Raw genomic sequence first — 16,747 nt, 5'->3', positions numbered from 1 at the left:
CCTCCTTAAAGAATGATAACGATACCGGAGGCCTATCATGATATACCGCGCGTCAGCGCTTTTTTTCCTCTGCCTGCGGGCAGCCTGCACAGCCGTTTTCACTTCTGCTGCACGCGCTGCAGCCGACGCATTCGCCCTTTTTCCGCTTCCGTACGATATATGCGACGGCCGCAAAGACTGCAGCCATGACTGCAATGATCAAAATAATATCAGCCATATTTCCTCATCCGCCTAAAATAAGCGAGCCGACTTGGAAAATGATGAACGCGACCACCCATGCAGCAAGGGTTTGATAGAGGATCGTGAGCAACGCGTTTTTTCCGCCGATCTCGCGCTTTGTCGTGGCGACCGCAGCCACGCACGGCATATAGAGCAGCACGAATGCGAGAAAAGAATATGCGGTGAGCGGCGTGAAGAGCGTCCCTAACATCTGTTCGCCTCCGGTCAGTACCGACAGAGTACTGATAACCGTTTCTTTAGCGGTCAAACCGGTAATGAGGGCGGTGGAGGCCTGCCAGCTTCCGAAGCCGAGCGGCGCGAACACAGGAGCAATGGCTTTGCCGATACCGGCAAGGATGCTCTGACTGTTGTCCGTAACAAAATTGAACTGGAAGTCAAACGACTGCAGGAACCAAATGACGATGCTCGCAAGGAAGATGATCGTAAATGCCCGTACCAGAAAATCCTTCGCCTTTTCCCACATATGGAGCAGTACGCTTTTGAGGGAGGGCAGGCGGTAGGCGGGCAGCTCCAGCACAAACGGAACGGGATTGCCCTTGAAAAGCGTCTTTTTAAAGAGAAGTCCGGTCAAAACAGCGATCACGATCCCCAGCAAATACAGGGAGATCATGACCAAAGCCTGATTCTGCGCGAAAAAGGCCGCCGTAAACAGAGCATAGATGGGAACCTTCGCCCCGCACGACATAAACGGCGTGATGAGGATGGTCAGCTTCCTGTCACGTTCGCTTGCCAGCGTCCGCGCAGACATGATCGCAGGCACGCTGCATCCGAACCCAATCAGCATGGGAACGAACGACCGCCCGGAAAGGCCGATCTTGCGGAGAGAGCTGTCCATCACGAACGCCACACGCGCCATATAACCGGAATCCTCCAAAATGGAAAGAAAAAAGAACAGGATCACGATGACGGGCAGGAAAGACAGCACCGTTCCAACGCCTGTAAACACGCCGTCGATCAGAAAAGAGTGCATCCAAAGCGATACGCCCGCATCCGAGAGCGCATTGCTTGCCGCGTCCGTCGCGAACGAGATCGCGTCCTCGAACGCCCCCGAAAGAGAACCGCCAAGCGGCCCGAATGTTAAATAGAAAATAAGCGCCATGATGCCGATGAAGATCGGGATCGCCCAAATCTTATGGGTCAGGATACGGTCCGCTTTCACAGAACGCTGCATTTCCCGCGTCATGCTTTTTTGACTTACACATGCGTCGTATAGCTGTTCGATGAACTGATAACGCATATCGGCCAGCGCAGCCTCGCGGTCTGTGCCCGTTCCCTCCTCCATCTGGTCGATGATGTGCTGCAGGATATCCTTATCCGATTCGTCGAGTTCAAGAACCGCCTCGAGAGGCTCGTCGCCCTCGATCAGCTTGGAAGCAGCGAACCGCGCGGGATAGCCTGCCGCCGCCGCATGGTCTTCGATCAGATGCTTCGCCGCATGCAGGGCCTTGTGTACCTCTCCCTCACAAAAATCTGTGCGCGCAGGCAGCTGCCGTGCACGCACCACGCGCCGCAGCTCCTCAACAAGCTCTTCCACGCCTTGGTTTTTGGCAGCAGAAATAGGAACGACGGGAACGCCGATCTCTTCGCTCAGTTTTTTGATATCAATAGAAATACCGCTGGAACGCACCTCATCCATCATGTTGAGGGCGATCACCATCGGTTTGCCAAGCTCGATGAGCTGCAGCGTCAAATACAGGTTGCGCTGCAGGTTGGTCGCGTCTACGATATTTAAAATGGCGTCGGGGTTCTGCTGAATGATGAAATCGCGCGAAACGATCTCCTCCGGCGTATAGGGCGAAAGGGAATAGATGCCGGGCAGGTCCACGACGGACATATCCTTTTCTCCTCGAATCTTTCCTTCCTTGTGCTCCACGGTCACACCGGGAAAATTGCCGACGTGCTGATTTGCACCCGTCAGTTGATTGAACAGCGTTGTCTTGCCGCAGTTTTGGTTCCCTGCGAGCGCGATCAGAATACTCATGCCTGTCCGCCTCCTTTGCGGAAGCGGTGACGGGATCGCCGCCGGGCGGCCTGCTCTGCCGCATCGCCGGACAGTATCTCGATTTCCGCCGCGTCCTCTTTTCTTAAAGTAAGCTGATACCCGCGGATATGGATCTCGATCGGGTCGCCGGACGGCGCCATTTTCTGTACCATCACGCTGGTTCCGGGCGTGAGCCCCATTTCAAGCAGGCGGCGGCGAAGCGCACCCTGCCCGCCCACCGTACCGATCACGCCGGATTCGCCGGGCTTCAAAGTGTCAAGCGTATGCATTTTTTGGACCGACCTCCCTGTATTAGCTTTTGCTAATACCAATCCGTAAAAGAGGAGTTTAGGAAACGGTTTCCAAAACTCCTTTCAAATTCTCCTAACTCTAATGGTAATGGAAAACGGCTGTGTTGTCAATCGCACACAGCCTGCCGGAAAATATTTTCGTAGGAAATGGTACTGTTTTTCTGTATGGTCTTACGTAATGCCCGCCCCGAACACATACGTTGCGAGCAGCGCGAGCGACTCGCGCATATAAGAGGGCGGCGCGGTATACGGCAGCGTATGGTACGAAAGCCCGTGAACGTCCGTCATGCCGGCCTCCTCCGCGTTCAGGTATCCGCGCAGAATATGGTAATCGTTGGTCACGAATACCGTCGTATAGCTTCCCTCGCCGAACCGTTCGTCAAGCAGCCTCTTTGAATTGACAAAGTTTTCATGCGTGCTGCGCGACTGGTCCTCCACTAAAATGCGGTCCTCGCTGATGCCGCGGCCGATGAGGTAATCCCGCATGGCGTGGGCCTCGGGAATGTCCTCCTGCGGACCCTGCCCGCCGCTTACGACGATGACCGCCTCCGGATTTTCCTGCGCGTAGGCGATCGCCGTATCCAGTCTGCGCGCAAGCGTATCCGACGGCTCCGTTCCCTTCAGCGCCGCACCAAGCACGAGAACAGCATCCGCATTCTGCGGCGGAGCAGTGTTCGCCGCTGTTCCCATCATGATGCCGAACACAGTAAAAACACCGATCAAAAACAGGTAACCGGCGATAAATATCCACTTGACGGCTTTTCCGAGCCCATGCGAGAACCAGCGGTTCAAAACGGGCGCGAAAATTCCATATATGAGAAGAGGAAGCCCAAGAAGCCCGGGCAGCACGTTGCCAAGATTAAAATTGTTGACCGCGAGCAATACGCCGGAATAGGCCGCGAGCAGCAGACCAAGCACGAGCAATACAGCGCGCAGTATTTTCAGCCCTTTTTTTCTTTTCATACGCCGTCTCCGTTTTTTTCGGCGGCACGAAACGAATGCCGCGCAGCCTATCAGTATTATGCAGGGGAAAGGGAAGCGGTGTCAACCGTCCGCGGCGTATCTTCAGGAAATCTTCATAATGCCGGGCCGCTCACTTCTGCTGCTTTTCCTTCACGACGCCCCTGCGGTATGCGTCGAGGAGCGCAGTCAGATCGTCGATATCACGCTGGAGGGCGCGCCCGATGTCCGTTTCTCCCACCGTGATACGGGATTGGGCCGTATCGAACACCACATGCGTGGAAAGGATGTCCTTGTTGTTCTTCACCGCGTCCGAAAGGCCGGGAAACGGCTCGTGCGATACGAGACGGATGCCATAGGAACTGTAAAACATCGTATAGCCTGCGATCCCCGTCTGTTCCTGATACGCCCGGCAGAACCCGCCGTCGATGACGATCGCTTTCCCGCCGCCGCGTACGGGAAGCTCCCCCTCGCGCGCGCGTACCGGAACATGCCCGTTCACGATGTGCGAATACTGCCCGGTCAGCCCGAATTCAGCCAATATTTTCGCGCACATCTCCGGCTCGTCGATAAAACGGTAGTATGGGTCCTTTTCCTCCCGCCATGCGGCTTTATCGTCGATAAACATGCGCTCGAACGTGGCGATCTTGGAGCGCCCGAACAGCGGGGAACGCCGCCCGCACCATAAATACCACAGAAAATCCTGCCCGTATTTCCGTTCATCCGTGCCCTCTTTCGCATAATACCCCTGCCGGGCAAGTGAGTCGGCATAGTCCATCAGCGCCCGCCCGGAAAGCTTTTTCCCATCCGCGTCGAATTCATAAAAGCCGCCGTCCTCCGTCATGGGAATACAGCCGTGAAACAGGAGGTTCCCGTTGAAAACCAAATAAATGCTGCCCTGCGAATAGAGAAACTTCACATGCCTCTGCAGCTTTTCGCTCTGCGTGAACGAATAGATGAGCTGCGCAACGACGTCAGCCTCGCCGGGCGTCAGGTCGTATGGATGCTCAGGGTCGATGGTGGGAAAGTCGTGGTCGTTGAGAGCATATTTTACACCGTCTACCATAACGGTCCTGTCTGAAAAGTCGATCTTGTCAAGCAGGAGGCGGTCTTTCATGTCGAATTCCGGCCGCCGCATCATGATCTGTCCCTCCAGCTTGAACTGAATGATGGCGATGGCCTTGTGCATGTGGTCAAGAAGGTCCGTATCGTCCGTATAGGTCTCCTGCGCAAACAGGGCGAGCGGACGCAGGTTGATGCCGTATGCCGTTTCCACAAAATCAATGTTGGAATAACGGGTGCTGATGTTGAGTACGCAGGCGATGCACGCGCCGCTTCCCGCCGCCGCGCCCATCCACAGCACATCGTGGTTTCCCCATTGGATATCCACGGCATGGTGGGCGGTCAGCTTGTCGAGGATCACGTCCGCATGCGGGCCGCGGTCGAATACGTCGCCCACTACGTGCAGACGGTCCACGACCAGCCGCTTGATGACGGATGCAAGCGCGATGATAAATGCGTCTGCACGGCCGATGTCTGTGATCGTGGAGATGATATGCTCGTAATAGGCCCGCTTGTCCTTATCGTCCGAGGGAGTGTGCAGCAGTTCGTCGATGATATATTCAAAGTCCTTTGGAAGCGCCTTCCTCACTTTGGAGCGCGTATATTTGGAAGCGCACAGGCGGCACACCTCGATCATACGGTAAAGCGTGATACGGTACCACTCGTCGTCCGTCTCGCCGCGCAGCTCCTCCAGCTTGCGGTCGGGATAGTAGATGAGCGTACACAGCTCGGTGCGCTGCCGTGCGGTCAGCGTTTTCTCGAATAAGAGGTCCACCTTTTCGCGGATCACGCCGGAAGCATTGTTCAAAATATGGCAGAAAGCCTCGTCCTCTCCGTGGATATCGCTTACGAAATGCTCCGTGCCCTTCGGCAGGCTCATGATGGCGTTCAGGTTGATGATCTCCGTACACGCCGCCTGTACGGTCGGGTATTTCTGCGACAGCAGCTCCAGATATCTCAAATTCTGTTTTGGCATTTTTCAGTTTCCTTTAGAGTTGATCGTTCCTTTTTGCGACAGCAGATAAAACATCCATTTTTTATTTTACCTCAAAAATAATAGAATAGGAATAAATTTCATCAAATTCTTGCGGTGAAAATATGATATAATGGCTTCAACACAAAAAGGAGTAAATGATGGACCTGCTTCAAAGTAAAAATTATATCCTGTTCGACGGCGCGATGGGGACCTATCTTGCGGAACGCTATGCAGGCGGCGTCGGACGGTGTGAAGAAAACAACCTCAAGCATCCGGAACGCGTGGTGCAGGCGCACCGGGATTATATCGCGGCGGGTGCGGACGCGGTCAAGACGAATACGTTCGGCGCGAACACGCTCGCGTTGGGCGCGGATATGGAAACGGTGCTGCGTGTGGTGGACGCAGGCTGCGCCTGCGCGCGGGAAGCGGCGGGAAAAGATACGCTCATTTTTGCGAGCATGGGGCCTATTCTGTATGATGAGCAGGAGCGGTGCGATGCGGAGCGTGAAAAGATCATAGACCGTTTTCTCGAAAACGGGGTCACAGGCTTCCTGCTCGAAACCTTTGCGGAAGCGGACGTGCTGGTGCGCGCCGCGCGGTATATCCGGAAGCATTGCCGGGAAGCGTATGTCATCGCGGAATGCACGGTCGCGCCGGATGGATATACGCAGAGCGGTATCTCTGCGCAGAGCATTATAGACGCCATGAAAGACGCGGAGGAGATCAACGCGTATGGCTTCAACTGTACGTGCGGGCCGATGCACATGGCGCATATCGCGGAAACGACGGAATTTTATGGGAAAACAGTCTCTATTATGCCGAATGCGGGCTATCCGACGATAGAGGCGGGACGCACCGTGTTCAAGAGCGCGCCGGATTATTTTGCGGAACAGCTGAAACGGAGCTTCCTTGCCGGGGCGCGTATCCTCGGCGGCTGCTGCGGCACTACGCCGGAGCACATCAGAGCGGCGAAAGAGGCGCTGAACGCAAACGAAGCCCCTGCCAAGCCAAAAGGGCCGGAAGCGCCGCGCATGGCGCGCAGAAAGGAGGCGGCGCCCGCGCTCTGCGGAAAGCCGGTCGCAGTAGAGCTCGATTCCCCGCTGGACGCGGACGGAAGCTTTTTTGTGCATGCGGCACAGGAGCTCCGCGCAGCAGGCGCGGATTATATCACGATAGCGGACTGCCCCATCGGCCGCGCGCGCGCGGACAGCAGCATGCTTGCCGCTATGCTCAAAAACCAGTATGGAATAGAAGCCATTCCGCACCTTACCTGCCGCGACAGGAACCTCAACGCGTCGAAAGCCCTGCTGCTCGGATTATCTATGCAGGACATACGGAACGTGCTCGTCGTGACGGGCGACCCGATCCCAAACAACCGCCGGGGCGAGATCAAAAGCGTGTTCCAGTTCAATTCCGTGCTGTATGCGGACTTCATCCGCGACCTCAACCGCACAACGTTTGCGGAAAGGCCGTTCCGCATCATGGGGGCGCTGAACGTGAATGCCAAGAATTTTGAAGCGGAGCTGAAAAAAGCGCAGAAAAAAGAAGCGGCGGGCGTTACCTGCTTTCTTACCCAGCCGATTTATGACCGCCGGGCTGCGGAGAATCTTGCACAGGCGAAGAAAACGCTTTCTTCCGCCCTGTGGGCGGGGGTCATGCCGGTGGTGAGTTATAAAAACGCCTGTTTTATCAATAACGAGCTTGCCGGGATCGAGATCCCGGCAGACGTGTGCGAGCGGTTCCGGAATGCAGATCGGGAGCAGGCGGCAGATATTGCCGTGGAAACGACGCTCGGCGCCGCAGAACTGATAAAGGATATCGCAGACGGTTACTATATCGTCACACCGCTCCGGCGCGCGGATATCGTGTGCCGCATCATAAAGGAGTTGAAAGTATGATCATTATTGGAGAAAAGCTCAACAGCTCTATCCCGTCCACCCTCAAGGGGCTGAATGAAAAAAACGAAGCGTTCGTAACGGAGCTTGCAGGGCGGCAGGCCGCCGCCGGGGCGCACTATCTCGATCTCAATACAGGCATGTGCGAAAATGAGAGCGAAATGCTCGTATGGGCGGCGGAGCTTGTACGGAAGGCTGCTCCGGGCTGTGCCATCATGGCGGATTCCACTGATCCGCGGGCGCTCCGGCGCCTGTTTGAAAGCATGGAGCTTCCGGGCGCGGTCATCAATTCGGTCACGCTCGAGGAAGAACGGCTCGCCGGCGTGCTCCCTCTCGTGCAGGAATTCAAAACAGGCGTCGTGGGTATGCCGGTGGGCGAGGGCGGGATCCCTAAAACAGCGGAGCAGCGTGTGGAAAATGCCCGCAGGCTGATCGGTATCCTGCGGGAAAACGGCAGTACGGATGCGGATATCTATATCGATATCGTGGTAGAGGCCGCTGCGACCGGGTGGGATGCGCCCGCTGCGGCGCTTGAGGCCGCCCGCTTGCTGCGTGAGGAATTTCCGGACGTGCATCTCCTTGCGGGGCTGTCCAACATTTCTTTCGGACTTCCCAAAAGAAGCGTGATCAATCAGGCTTTTCTTGCCTGCGCCCTTGTCTGCGGCGTGGACGCCGCCATCATGGATATCACGAGCCCGGCCATGAAGCTGCACCTGCGCGCGGCGGAGATGCTGCTCGGGCAGGACGAATACTGCGCGGGCTATCTCGAAGCGTTCCGGGAAACGGAAAACGGGTGAGCGTTTTTTCAAAAACAGGGGGGGAAATAAAATGAAAAAGTGTAGGATCACGGTGCTCAAAAAGACTCTTGACGAGGAATTGGCGCGCGAATACGGCGCGGAGGGGCTCACGGCCTGCCCGATGCTGCGGACAGGACAGGTGTTTTATGCCGATTACGCAAAGCCGGAGGGCTTTTGCGACGAAGCGTGGAAAGCGGTCTATCAGTATGTGTTCGCGCTCTCTCACGGCGCGGGCGGCGGGCTTTTTTATTACGGAGACTGGATCAGGAAGCCGGGCGTCGCCATTTGCAGCTGCAACGACGGCCTGCGGCCCGTGATCTTCAAGATCGAGGCGACGGACGAGGAATCGGAGATCGGTTACGAGCCGGTTGAATAAGCTGTGCTCATCTCATATTGCCAATGTGCCGCTGGTAGCGCTTGGGGATATTGATGCCCACGAGGAAGCCGAGGGATTCCAGCGTATGGGCAATGACGCTGAAGCCGTCCTTATAAAATGCCGCGATGCGTCTTTGCTGATCTGCGATCCCCTTGTAGTCGGGCGGGCAGGCGAACGTCCAATCCGCGCCGGAATCGTCTAATACGATGCGGAAATATTGATCGATATCCCGGCTGTCCCTGCCAATGTTCATAAGCAATATATGATGCTCGACACTGTCGTCGACCGGGCTGATGATCGTTTCGCTCCCGTCAAATGAGATGAGGACCAAGAGAGGCTCCTTATTTTTGATCGCGTCGGCGGCTTTCTGCTCCGACGGATAATAGACGATAGACATAGCATTCTCCTGCTTTCCTGCGTTTTTCTCATTATACCATTGCCGCGCAGGATAGAAAAGCTTTTCATGGAGCGTCCCGCGAACGGAGACAAATGAAGTTTACAAAATATTAACGCTGTGGGTGGCCCGATTCAGCGGCATTCTGTTGAATCCGGGCTTTTTTTATACTATAATTGAACTCTAAAGATAAAGGAGCTGCGGATGTTCAATAACAATACGGTAGAGATCACGTCATACGGGATCCTGAGCGACAAAGTAAAAAACGGGATCGTAGTGGCCCACCTTTCCGATCTCCATGAAAAGGAATTCGGGCCGGAGAACGCTCAGCTATTCGAAAAGGTAGAGGCGCTTGCGCCCGATCTTATCGCCGTTACGGGCGATATGGTAGCGCATGAAAATCAAAAAGAGGTAGACGAAGGATATACGCGGCGGTTCGCGCATAGCTTAAGGCGGATCGCGCCCGTCTATTTCGTAACGGGAAACCATGAGCGCAATTTTGACGGGCGTGTCGAAGCGATCATGGAGGAAGAGGGCGTGCGCGTCCTGCACAGCGGAGATATGGTCTGCGCAGCGGTAGGAGAGAGCAGGCTCAATATTTCGGGCATGGACGACGTTTCGTTTGAGGACACGAACGTTTCGCAGGCAGTGGGCGTGTTCCGGGAGAGGCGCAGGGGCTTCAATCTGTTTCTCGCCCACCGGCCGGAATATTATCCGCTCTATCTGCACAAAAACATCGACCTCGTGCTTACCGGCCATACCCACGCCGGGCAGATACGCTTTCCGAAGATCGGAACATTCGCCATGAACGGACAGGGCTTCCTGCCGAAATATGTGCAGGGTGAGTTTACGGACGGAGCGACGACGATGATCATCAGCCGCGGCCTCGGGGCGAGCGGCTATCCGAAAATCAGGATCAATAATCCGCCGGAGCTGGTCGCGGTCTATATAGAGCCGGAGCCGGAGGATATGCAATAAGTTTTCAGGAAGAGGGATACAGTATGGAAAAGAAACCGTTTGTCACAAAGGAAAAACTGGAGGAGATCGCGGCGAAATACCCCACGCCCTTCCACCTGTATGATGAAAAGGGGATACGGGAAAACGCGCGCCGGATGAACAAGGCGTTTTCATGGAATAAGGGCTTCCGCGAATATTTTGCGGTCAAGGCGACGCCCAATCCCGTGCTCATGAAGCTTCTGAAAGAGGAAGGCTGCGGCGTCGACTGCTCATCCTATACCGAGCTCATGCTTTCGGACGCGTGCGGCTTCCATGGGCACGACATCATGTTTTCATCCAACGATACCCCGCCGGAGGATTTCAGGCTGGCCAAGCAGCTCGGCGTCATCATCAATCTCGACGACCTGACGCATGTGGATTTTTTAAATGAAGTCGCGGGCATACCGGAAACGATCTGCTGCCGTTATAATCCCGGCGGCGTGTTCAAGACCGCGAACGGCATCATGGATAATCCGGGCGACGCCAAGTATGGCATGACCTACGACCAAATGGAGGAGGCATACCGGAAGCTGATGAAGCTCGGAGCAAAGCGCTTCGGTATCCATGCGTTCCTCGCAAGCAATACGCAGACAGACGAATATTATCCGGAGCTTGCACGCATTTTGTTTCAGCTCGCGGTCAGGCTGCGGGACGAAACGGGCGCGGATATCCGCTTTGTCAATCTTTCGGGCGGCGTGGGTATTCCTTATACGCCGGAGGGCGAGCCAGTCGATATCCTCAAGGTAGGAGAGGGCGTGCGAAAAGCGTTCGAGGAGGTGCTCGTTCCCGCGGGAATGGAAAACGTGGCGATCTTCACAGAGCTCGGCCGTTTCATGCTCGGGCCGTACGGCTGCCTCGTGACACGCGCGGTGCACGAAAAGCATACCTATAAGGATTATATCGGTGTGGATGCGTGCGCGGCGAACCTCATGCGCCCGGCCATGTATGGGGCCTACCATCATATCACGGTCATGGGAAAGGAAAATGCGCCCTGCGACCATAAATACGACGTGACGGGAGGCCTGTGCGAAAACAACGACAAATTTGCCATCGACCGTATGCTTCCCAAAATAGATATCGGAGACCTGCTTGTGCTCCACGATACGGGGGCGCACGGTTTTTCGATGGGCTATAACTATAATGGAAAGCTGAGAAGCGCAGAAATTCTGCTGAAAGAAGACGGAAGCTTCGAGCTGATCCGCCGGGCGGAAACGCCTGCGGACTATTTTGCGACGCTCGATTTTCTGCATCTGTTCGGCTAAAGCGGAACAAAAAACAAAGGGAGAAACGGAATGGACCGGAACCGGCTTGGAGGAAATGAAAACGGCAGAGCGGAACGCGCAGAGGCTGGAGAAAAGCCGCAAGCGGCACAGGCCGCGCCGCGGAAAAAAGGCGCTGTCCTGTCATGGGTCATTATTGCGGCGGCGGCCGTGGTGCTCGTTTTTGCGCTCGTCAACATCATTGGCATCAAAAGCGAGGATATGGCAAACGAACAGACCTATGAGCATCTGAAGATCGTGGCGCAGGGAACGGCCGAAGAGACCGCCCCGGCGGACCCGCGCGACAGAAAGATCGATTTCGCCGCGCTTGCAGAGGTCAACGAGGATATCATAGCTTGGCTCTATATTCCAAATACGAAGATCGATTATCCGGTCGTGCAGGGGGAAGACAACGACTATTACCTCACACGGGGCGCGAGTAAGGAGGAAAACCGTGCGGGCGCGGTCTTTCTCGATTACCGCAGCAGCGCAGACCTCTCGGACCCCAACACGCTCATCTACGGGCACCGTATGAACGACGGCTCCATGTTTGCGGATCTGCACCAATATGAGGATGAAAACTTCTTCCGTGAGAACCGCAATATCTATTTATATCTTCCGGACGGAACGGTAAATGTATATGACATTTTCGGGGCAGGCGTCGTCGGCGACAGCGACGAGGCTTATACCATTTCCTTTGCGGACGACGAGGCCTTTCAGGACTATTTGACCAAGATGAAAAACCGGTCGGCTGCATCCTTCGATATGGAGCTTTCGCCGCAGGACAGGATCATCACGCTGTCTACCTGTGTGCGCGGAGAGGATACGAGCCGCTATATCGTGCAGGCAAAATTGGAGCAATAGAAAGCAGGAGAATTTCTGATGATTTATACGGTAACCTTTAATCCGGCGCTCGACTACATCATGTATATGGACGGCCTGCGGGAGGGCGAGGTCAACCGTGTGCGCGCGTCTAAAATTTTGTGCGGCGGCAAGGGCGTCAATGTGTCGTGGGTGCTGCATAATCTGGGTGTGGAAAGCGTCGCGCTCGGTTTTATCGCCGGATTTACGGGAGAAGAGATCGACCGCCTGCTGCGGGCGCATGGATGCAAGACGGATTTTGTCCGTCTCCCGGAGGGGCTTTCGCGCATCAACGTGAAGCTCGTTGCGGATAGGGAAAGCGACCTCAACGCGCCCGGACCGCAGGTGCAGAACATAGAGCCCTTTTTGGAAAAGCTCGACGGACTGACGGGGAAAGACACGCTGGTGCTCGCAGGCAGCCTGCCCGCCGAACTGCCGCGGGATACGTACGAACGGGTGCTCGCGTGTGCGGGAAAGGCAAGGTGTGTGGTCGATACGACGGGAGAGGCCCTGCGCGCCGTGCTGAAATACCGCCCGTTCCTCATCAAGCCCAATCATCATGAGCTGGGGGAATTGTTTGGAAAGGCGCTTGAGAGAACAGAAGAGATCGCGGCCTGTGCCCGAAAGCTACAGGAGGAGGGCGCGCGCAATGTCCTCGTCTCTATGGCGGGCGCGGGTGCGCTCATGGCGGGAGAGGACGGAAAAATTTACCGCTGCGCCGCGCCGAAAGGAACGGTGCGCGGCTCTACAGGAGCGGGCGACTCTATGGTCGCGGGCTTCCTCGCGGGCTATCAGGAAAGCGGAAGCCTTTCTCATGCGTTCCGCATGGGCGTTGCTGCGGGAAGCGCGAGCGCGTTTTCAGAGGAGCTTGCAACGCGGGGCGAGGTGGATGCGCTTCTGGGAACGCTCAGAGATATCACGGCCGAATCATAAGCTTTGTACTCAGGCAGCTTCTGTAAATAAAGCGGCGGGGCTTTACGATAGCTCCACCGTTTCTTTTTTGACTTTATAAAAATTTTTTCAGGATAGATAAAACTTTTTTCGTTCTCCGCTTGTCTTAGGTATGAAAGCGAGGTGAGCGGGCTGAAAAAAGGAGGCTTCATCCAATGGCTGGTCCGCCTGATCAGGCGGGATATGGAGGGCTTCCGGGAGGATACGGAAGCAAAACGGAGCATTTACGATTTAGTCAGAAAGAGATCGAAGAGGTGAAGAAGATGGATTATCGAAAAGCGGTCGCGCTTGCAAAAGAGGGAAAAGAAGAGGGATTTCATTTTCTATACGAAGCGACCTACCGGAGCAAATACTATTTAGCGCTCCAATATATGAAGAACGGGGAAGCGGCAAAGGATGTGCTTCAGGACGCATACATCAAAGCGTTTTCCAAGCTGGATCAGCTGAAAGAGCCGGATGCGTTTCCGGGATGGCTGGGGAGGATTGTTGCCAATACGGCAAAAAATAAACTGGCAAGAAACGAACCGCTTCTGTTTTCGGACGTGGGCACAGACGAAGATGCGGAAGGGTTTGAATACCGGATTGAAGATGAGACGATTGAAAACCAGCCGGAGCTTTCCTATACGAAGCAAGAGGTGCGGGATTTGGTGCACGAGCTCATCGGTTCGCTCTCCGAGGAGCAGCGGATGTGTATTTTGCTGTTCTATATAGAAGGGGCGTCCATAAAGGAGATCGCCGCCACACTGGACTGCTCGGAAAATACGGTAAAATCCCGCCTGAATTACGGCAGGAAAAACCTGAAAGCGAAGGCCGAGCAGCTGCAGAAGAAAGGCTACAGGCTGTATGGCGTGGCGCCGCTGCCGCTGCTGCTCTTCCTGCTCCGGACGCAGGAAGCAGGGCTGTCCGAAAGCGGCGCGTTTGCGGAAGCGGGCAGGGAGGTCGCAAAGGAAATATTCCGCCATTCTGCGGCGCCGAAAAGCATGGCGTCCTCCGGCATACGGCATACTGCGGAGGGCGGCGCAAAAACAGCCGCAAAGACTGCGGCAAAAAGTGGATTTTTGCATACGGCGGCAGGAAAGGCAGTCGCGGTCATTGCCTGCGCGTGTATTGCGGGCGGCGTGATCTACGGCGCGTCAACGATGGCACCGCAGCCGGCCGAGACAGAAATAGCAGTACAGGAAACGGAAGAAGCGGCGCCGGAGAGAACGCCGGAAGCTACCCCGGAACCTACCGCAAGGGAACTGTCGGAAGCGGAATATCCGGAGCTGCTCGCCGGACAGCTTACCAAAGAGGAGCTGGAATTTGTTCTTGCCTATGGGCCGGATGAGATCCCGGAGGGGGGCTTCACGTCTTCCGACTATACGGATCTCATCAATTCGTTATGCCAAGGCTCCGATTCAGAGAATGGCGCCATAAAAAACTATGGGACCAACGAGCAATGGGAATCGCAGTATTCCATCGGGGATATCAACCGTCTGTTTTCCATGTTCACCGGTTACCGCCTTGCGGAAGGAAATGAACCCTCGGAAATGTTCCGTATCAGTGGGGACACGCTCGTGTTTTTCCCTGCCACACTCAGCTATACGGCGGCGGCCGACATCACAAAAACGGAATATACGGACAGCGAGCTCGATATTTATTATACTCATGTGCACAACAGCTATGAGAACGGCGAGAGTACATCTTTCAAAAAAGCGGTGCTCATGCCAAACGAGGACGGTGTGTATCAGATCGTAAGAATCGAGGAGGCCGGGCAGCCGACCGGAACGCCTGCTGCGGAGGCAACGCCCGAAGCGGGCGGCGCAGCAATAGGAGAGCTTTATGCGGGTGCATTGGACGAATCGGAAAGCGGGAGCGACTATTATTTTGTATACGACATGAACGGAGACGGAATACAGGAATTGATCGTAGGAACGGAATTTGCGGAAACGGCGTTTATCTATAGCGATATTCGTGTGTATACCTGTGAGAAACAAGCGGCAGGTTATGTGCTGAAGCCGATAAGCGGGGAAGTCACGACGCTGGGGCTTTGCATAGCAGAGGATGGAAACGGATTGTTTACACAGGATATCTCGCGCGGCACCGGCGCGATCGATATCTACCGGATCACGATACAGGACGGGGCGCTCGTAAGGGGAGATTCGGAACAGGAATACACACTGGGAGATGCCGGATATCAGGAATTCGGTAATGCGAATCCGACAGTCGAATGGCTCGAGCTTTCCGACCGTTCGGCTCTCGCTGTGATCGGCTGAAGCCGGCGCGCCCGGAAAGGGCAGAGCCTGCCGCGGCGGACGAACAGCAAACCAAAAAGTCAAAACAGCGGATAGTGTGTTCGCTGTTTTTTGTTGGCAATAAACAGGCGGAAAACGCCGCGATATGCGGAAATATGGCGTGCATCGTATAGATGGAATGCCGCGGATCGGAAGCTGTGGTTTGAAATTTCAAAGGAGGAAGAAGAGCATGAATGAAGAAATGGAAAAAACAGGCAGAATGGAACGGATCGAAGCATTATAGCAGATAGAGGTGGGAAGAAAAACGCTGCGCGCGGCCAAACTGCGTACAGCCCTGCTCGCTCTATGCACGGTCATCCTGATCATCGGAGCAGCTGCAGCCGGAAGTACGCTTTCTCAGACAGCGGATGTGCTCGAACAGCATTAGCGACGCAGCGGCGGGGATTGCTTACAGATATCGTAAGGCCGCTTGCAAACCTCGTGAATTTCTTTTCATGACAGGGTGCGGAAGAAAACCAGTGCGCCTTTGTTCGTCAGACAGCTTCTGAAAAGCAGGACTGCATGGCCTATGGGCGCGCATTCCTTGCCCGCAAATCAGAAAAAATGCTTGATTATCTGTAATAAGAGTTTATAGAAAGCTCAAGGTCTTCTCCCGTGTGGGAGGAGACCTCGCTTCTATAAAAAAGAGGAAATGAAAAAACTTATTTGCTATCGTTATTTTAAACGGCTTTTGTAAAAGCGGAACGAAAAAAACGTAAAGCCTTTGTAAAATAGCTGAGCCGTATAGGAAAACAATTTCCCGGAGCATATCATCGGATTATGGAGCCGTGCCTGTTTTTCAGATTTTCCGGCCGGACAGGAGTTCCCGCGTTTTATAAAATAAAAAACAGGTATTCCCGACCCCCAATCATTTGCGGGAACACCTGTTTTTCGGTATATCAAATTGCCATATAGGCTGTTTAGGAGGAGCCTTGCTTACAATTCCTGCACGTTCCATAAAACAGAATAGAATGCCCGGAGATACGGCAGCCCGTTTTTGCTTCAACCTCATTGTCAAAGGCGGGAACATATTCCTTTGGGATATCCACCATCGTTCCGCATTTTTCACAGATCATATGGTAATGCGGTTCCAGCGTTCCGTCAAAGTGGTCCGCTCCGTTTGGAACGGGTACCCGTACAAGCAGACCGCTTTTCGCCAGATGATTTAAATTGCGGTAAACGGTCGCGAGGCTCAGTTCCGGATGACTCGGCTTCAAAAGGGCGTAAACTGCGTCTGCCGTCGGATGGATTCTGTTTTCAAGGACTGCTGTGAGGATCAGTTCTCTTTGCTTTGAATATGCCATAGGAGTCCCCTTTCCACCGCAAATAAAATAATGATAATTATTATCAATATTTATTATATAGAAATATAGAGGAAAGTCAATCCTTTTTGCAAAATTTTTTTGAAATATGAA

Annotated in this window: 16 protein-coding genes; 9 read left to right on the top strand and 7 right to left on the bottom strand. The window is 54.6% G+C overall.

Annotated features, from left to right (window positions below):
* Window positions 1–52: 52 nt before the first annotated feature.
* From PUP29_RS07365 to PUP29_RS07345, 5 genes are all read right to left on the bottom strand, one after another.
* On the bottom strand, window positions 53–217 hold the full coding sequence (locus PUP29_RS07365) for a FeoB-associated Cys-rich membrane protein (RefSeq protein ID WP_079546486.1): 165 nt from the start codon (window positions 215–217) through the stop codon (window positions 53–55).
* Window positions 218–223: 6 nt separating this feature from the next.
* Entirely contained in the window at window positions 224–2,221 is a 1,998-nt protein-coding gene (gene feoB / locus PUP29_RS07360; protein ID WP_079546487.1) for a ferrous iron transport protein B, read from the bottom strand.
* Window positions 2,218–2,511, bottom strand: coding sequence for a FeoA family protein (locus tag PUP29_RS07355; protein ID WP_079546488.1), 294 nt, complete (start codon window positions 2,509–2,511; stop codon window positions 2,218–2,220). Before PUP29_RS07355 ends, feoB begins: the two co-directional genes overlap by 4 nt.
* A 192-nt stretch (window positions 2,512–2,703) precedes the next feature.
* Window positions 2,704–3,495 carry a YdcF family protein gene (locus PUP29_RS07350; protein ID WP_079546489.1) on the bottom strand — a complete coding sequence of 264 codons (792 nt, stop codon included), beginning with the start codon at window positions 3,493–3,495 and terminating at the stop codon, window positions 2,704–2,706.
* Between the two features lie 130 nt (window positions 3,496–3,625).
* Window positions 3,626–5,530, bottom strand: a complete 1,905-nt coding sequence (locus tag PUP29_RS07345) for a fructose-1,6-bisphosphatase (protein ID WP_079546490.1) — start codon at window positions 5,528–5,530, stop codon at window positions 3,626–3,628.
* A gap of 155 nt (window positions 5,531–5,685) precedes the next feature.
* Between PUP29_RS07345 and PUP29_RS07340 the strand changes: the two genes are divergently transcribed.
* The 3 genes from PUP29_RS07340 to PUP29_RS07330 are packed head-to-tail and all read left to right on the top strand — an operon-like array spanning window position 5,686 to window position 8,598.
* Window positions 5,686–7,428: a bifunctional homocysteine S-methyltransferase/methylenetetrahydrofolate reductase gene (locus PUP29_RS07340; RefSeq protein WP_079546491.1), complete on the top strand. Its 1,743-nt coding sequence runs from the start codon at window positions 5,686–5,688 to the stop codon at window positions 7,426–7,428.
* Window positions 7,425–8,222, top strand: coding sequence for a dihydropteroate synthase (locus PUP29_RS07335; protein ID WP_079546492.1), 798 nt, complete (start codon window positions 7,425–7,427; stop codon window positions 8,220–8,222). The genes PUP29_RS07340 and PUP29_RS07335 overlap by 4 nt, the downstream gene beginning before the upstream one ends.
* Before the next feature lie 31 nt (window positions 8,223–8,253).
* On the top strand, window positions 8,254–8,598 hold the full coding sequence (locus PUP29_RS07330; protein WP_079546493.1) for a TIGR04076 family protein: 345 nt from the start codon (window positions 8,254–8,256) through the stop codon (window positions 8,596–8,598).
* Window positions 8,599–8,605: 7 nt separating this feature from the next.
* On the opposite strand, the gene PUP29_RS07325 is transcribed toward PUP29_RS07330, so the two are convergent.
* Window positions 8,606–8,995 carry a hypothetical protein gene (locus PUP29_RS07325; RefSeq protein ID WP_079546494.1) on the bottom strand — a complete coding sequence of 130 codons (390 nt, stop codon included), beginning with the start codon at window positions 8,993–8,995 and terminating at the stop codon, window positions 8,606–8,608.
* Window positions 8,996–9,196: 201 nt separating this feature from the next.
* On the opposite strand from PUP29_RS07325, the gene PUP29_RS07320 reads away from it, so the two are divergent.
* The 6 genes from PUP29_RS07320 (at window position 9,197) to PUP29_RS07295 (ending at window position 15,720) form a co-directional block, all read left to right on the top strand.
* Window positions 9,197–9,970, top strand: coding sequence for a metallophosphoesterase (locus PUP29_RS07320; RefSeq protein WP_079546495.1), 774 nt, complete (start codon window positions 9,197–9,199; stop codon window positions 9,968–9,970).
* 23 nt (window positions 9,971–9,993) lie between these two features.
* Window positions 9,994–11,250, top strand: coding sequence for a diaminopimelate decarboxylase (locus PUP29_RS07315; protein ID WP_079546496.1), 1,257 nt, complete (start codon window positions 9,994–9,996; stop codon window positions 11,248–11,250).
* Between the two features lie 30 nt (window positions 11,251–11,280).
* Complete coding sequence (gene srtB / locus PUP29_RS07310) at window positions 11,281–12,111, top strand: class B sortase (RefSeq protein WP_079546497.1); 831 nt, start codon at window positions 11,281–11,283, stop codon at window positions 12,109–12,111.
* Window positions 12,112–12,129: 18 nt separating this feature from the next.
* On the top strand, window positions 12,130–13,041 hold the full coding sequence (pfkB, locus tag PUP29_RS07305; protein WP_079546498.1) for a 1-phosphofructokinase: 912 nt from the start codon (window positions 12,130–12,132) through the stop codon (window positions 13,039–13,041).
* A gap of 173 nt (window positions 13,042–13,214) precedes the next feature.
* On the top strand, window positions 13,215–15,314 hold the full coding sequence (locus PUP29_RS07300; RefSeq protein ID WP_079546499.1) for an RNA polymerase sigma factor: 2,100 nt from the start codon (window positions 13,215–13,217) through the stop codon (window positions 15,312–15,314).
* 271 nt (window positions 15,315–15,585) lie between these two features.
* Window positions 15,586–15,720, top strand: a complete 135-nt coding sequence (locus tag PUP29_RS07295) for a hypothetical protein (protein WP_353422853.1) — start codon at window positions 15,586–15,588, stop codon at window positions 15,718–15,720.
* Window positions 15,721–16,252: 532 nt separating this feature from the next.
* On the opposite strand, the gene PUP29_RS07290 is transcribed toward PUP29_RS07295, so the two are convergent.
* A complete protein-coding gene (locus tag PUP29_RS07290; RefSeq protein ID WP_079546501.1) occupies window positions 16,253–16,636 on the bottom strand; it encodes a Fur family transcriptional regulator in 384 nt (127 codons plus the stop codon).
* Window positions 16,637–16,747 lie beyond the last annotated feature (111 nt).

Source organism: Christensenella massiliensis, from assembly GCF_040409835.1.
GTDB lineage: Bacteria > Bacillota > Clostridia > Christensenellales > Christensenellaceae > Christensenella > Christensenella massiliensis.
This window is presented reverse-complemented; position numbering and strand designations above follow the sequence as displayed.

Bases quoted from the DNA above. Each gene is read 5' to 3' on its own strand.
- PUP29_RS07290 (WP_079546501.1), bottom strand. From the start codon at position 16,636: ATGGCATATTCAAAGCAAAGAGAACTGATCCTCACAGCAGTCCTTGAA.
- PUP29_RS07345 (WP_079546490.1), bottom strand. From the start codon at position 5,530: ATGCCAAAACAGAATTTGAGATATCTGGAGCTGCTGTCGCAGAAATAC.
- PUP29_RS07330 (WP_079546493.1), top strand. From the start codon at position 8,254: ATGAAAAAGTGTAGGATCACGGTGCTCAAAAAGACTCTTGACGAGGAA.
- srtB (WP_079546497.1), top strand. From the start codon at position 11,281: ATGGACCGGAACCGGCTTGGAGGAAATGAAAACGGCAGAGCGGAACGC.
- pfkB (WP_079546498.1), top strand. From the start codon at position 12,130: ATGATTTATACGGTAACCTTTAATCCGGCGCTCGACTACATCATGTAT.
- PUP29_RS07355 (WP_079546488.1), bottom strand. From the start codon at position 2,511: ATGCATACGCTTGACACTTTGAAGCCCGGCGAATCCGGCGTGATCGGT.
- PUP29_RS07350 (WP_079546489.1), bottom strand. From the start codon at position 3,495: ATGAAAAGAAAAAAAGGGCTGAAAATACTGCGCGCTGTATTGCTCGTG.
- PUP29_RS07325 (WP_079546494.1), bottom strand. From the start codon at position 8,995: ATGTCTATCGTCTATTATCCGTCGGAGCAGAAAGCCGCCGACGCGATC.
- PUP29_RS07365 (WP_079546486.1), bottom strand. From the start codon at position 217: ATGGCTGATATTATTTTGATCATTGCAGTCATGGCTGCAGTCTTTGCG.
- PUP29_RS07300 (WP_079546499.1), top strand. From the start codon at position 13,215: ATGGCTGGTCCGCCTGATCAGGCGGGATATGGAGGGCTTCCGGGAGGA.
- PUP29_RS07320 (WP_079546495.1), top strand. From the start codon at position 9,197: ATGTTCAATAACAATACGGTAGAGATCACGTCATACGGGATCCTGAGC.
- PUP29_RS07340 (WP_079546491.1), top strand. From the start codon at position 5,686: ATGATGGACCTGCTTCAAAGTAAAAATTATATCCTGTTCGACGGCGCG.
- PUP29_RS07315 (WP_079546496.1), top strand. From the start codon at position 9,994: ATGGAAAAGAAACCGTTTGTCACAAAGGAAAAACTGGAGGAGATCGCG.
- PUP29_RS07335 (WP_079546492.1), top strand. From the start codon at position 7,425: ATGATCATTATTGGAGAAAAGCTCAACAGCTCTATCCCGTCCACCCTC.
- feoB (WP_079546487.1), bottom strand. From the start codon at position 2,221: ATGAGTATTCTGATCGCGCTCGCAGGGAACCAAAACTGCGGCAAGACA.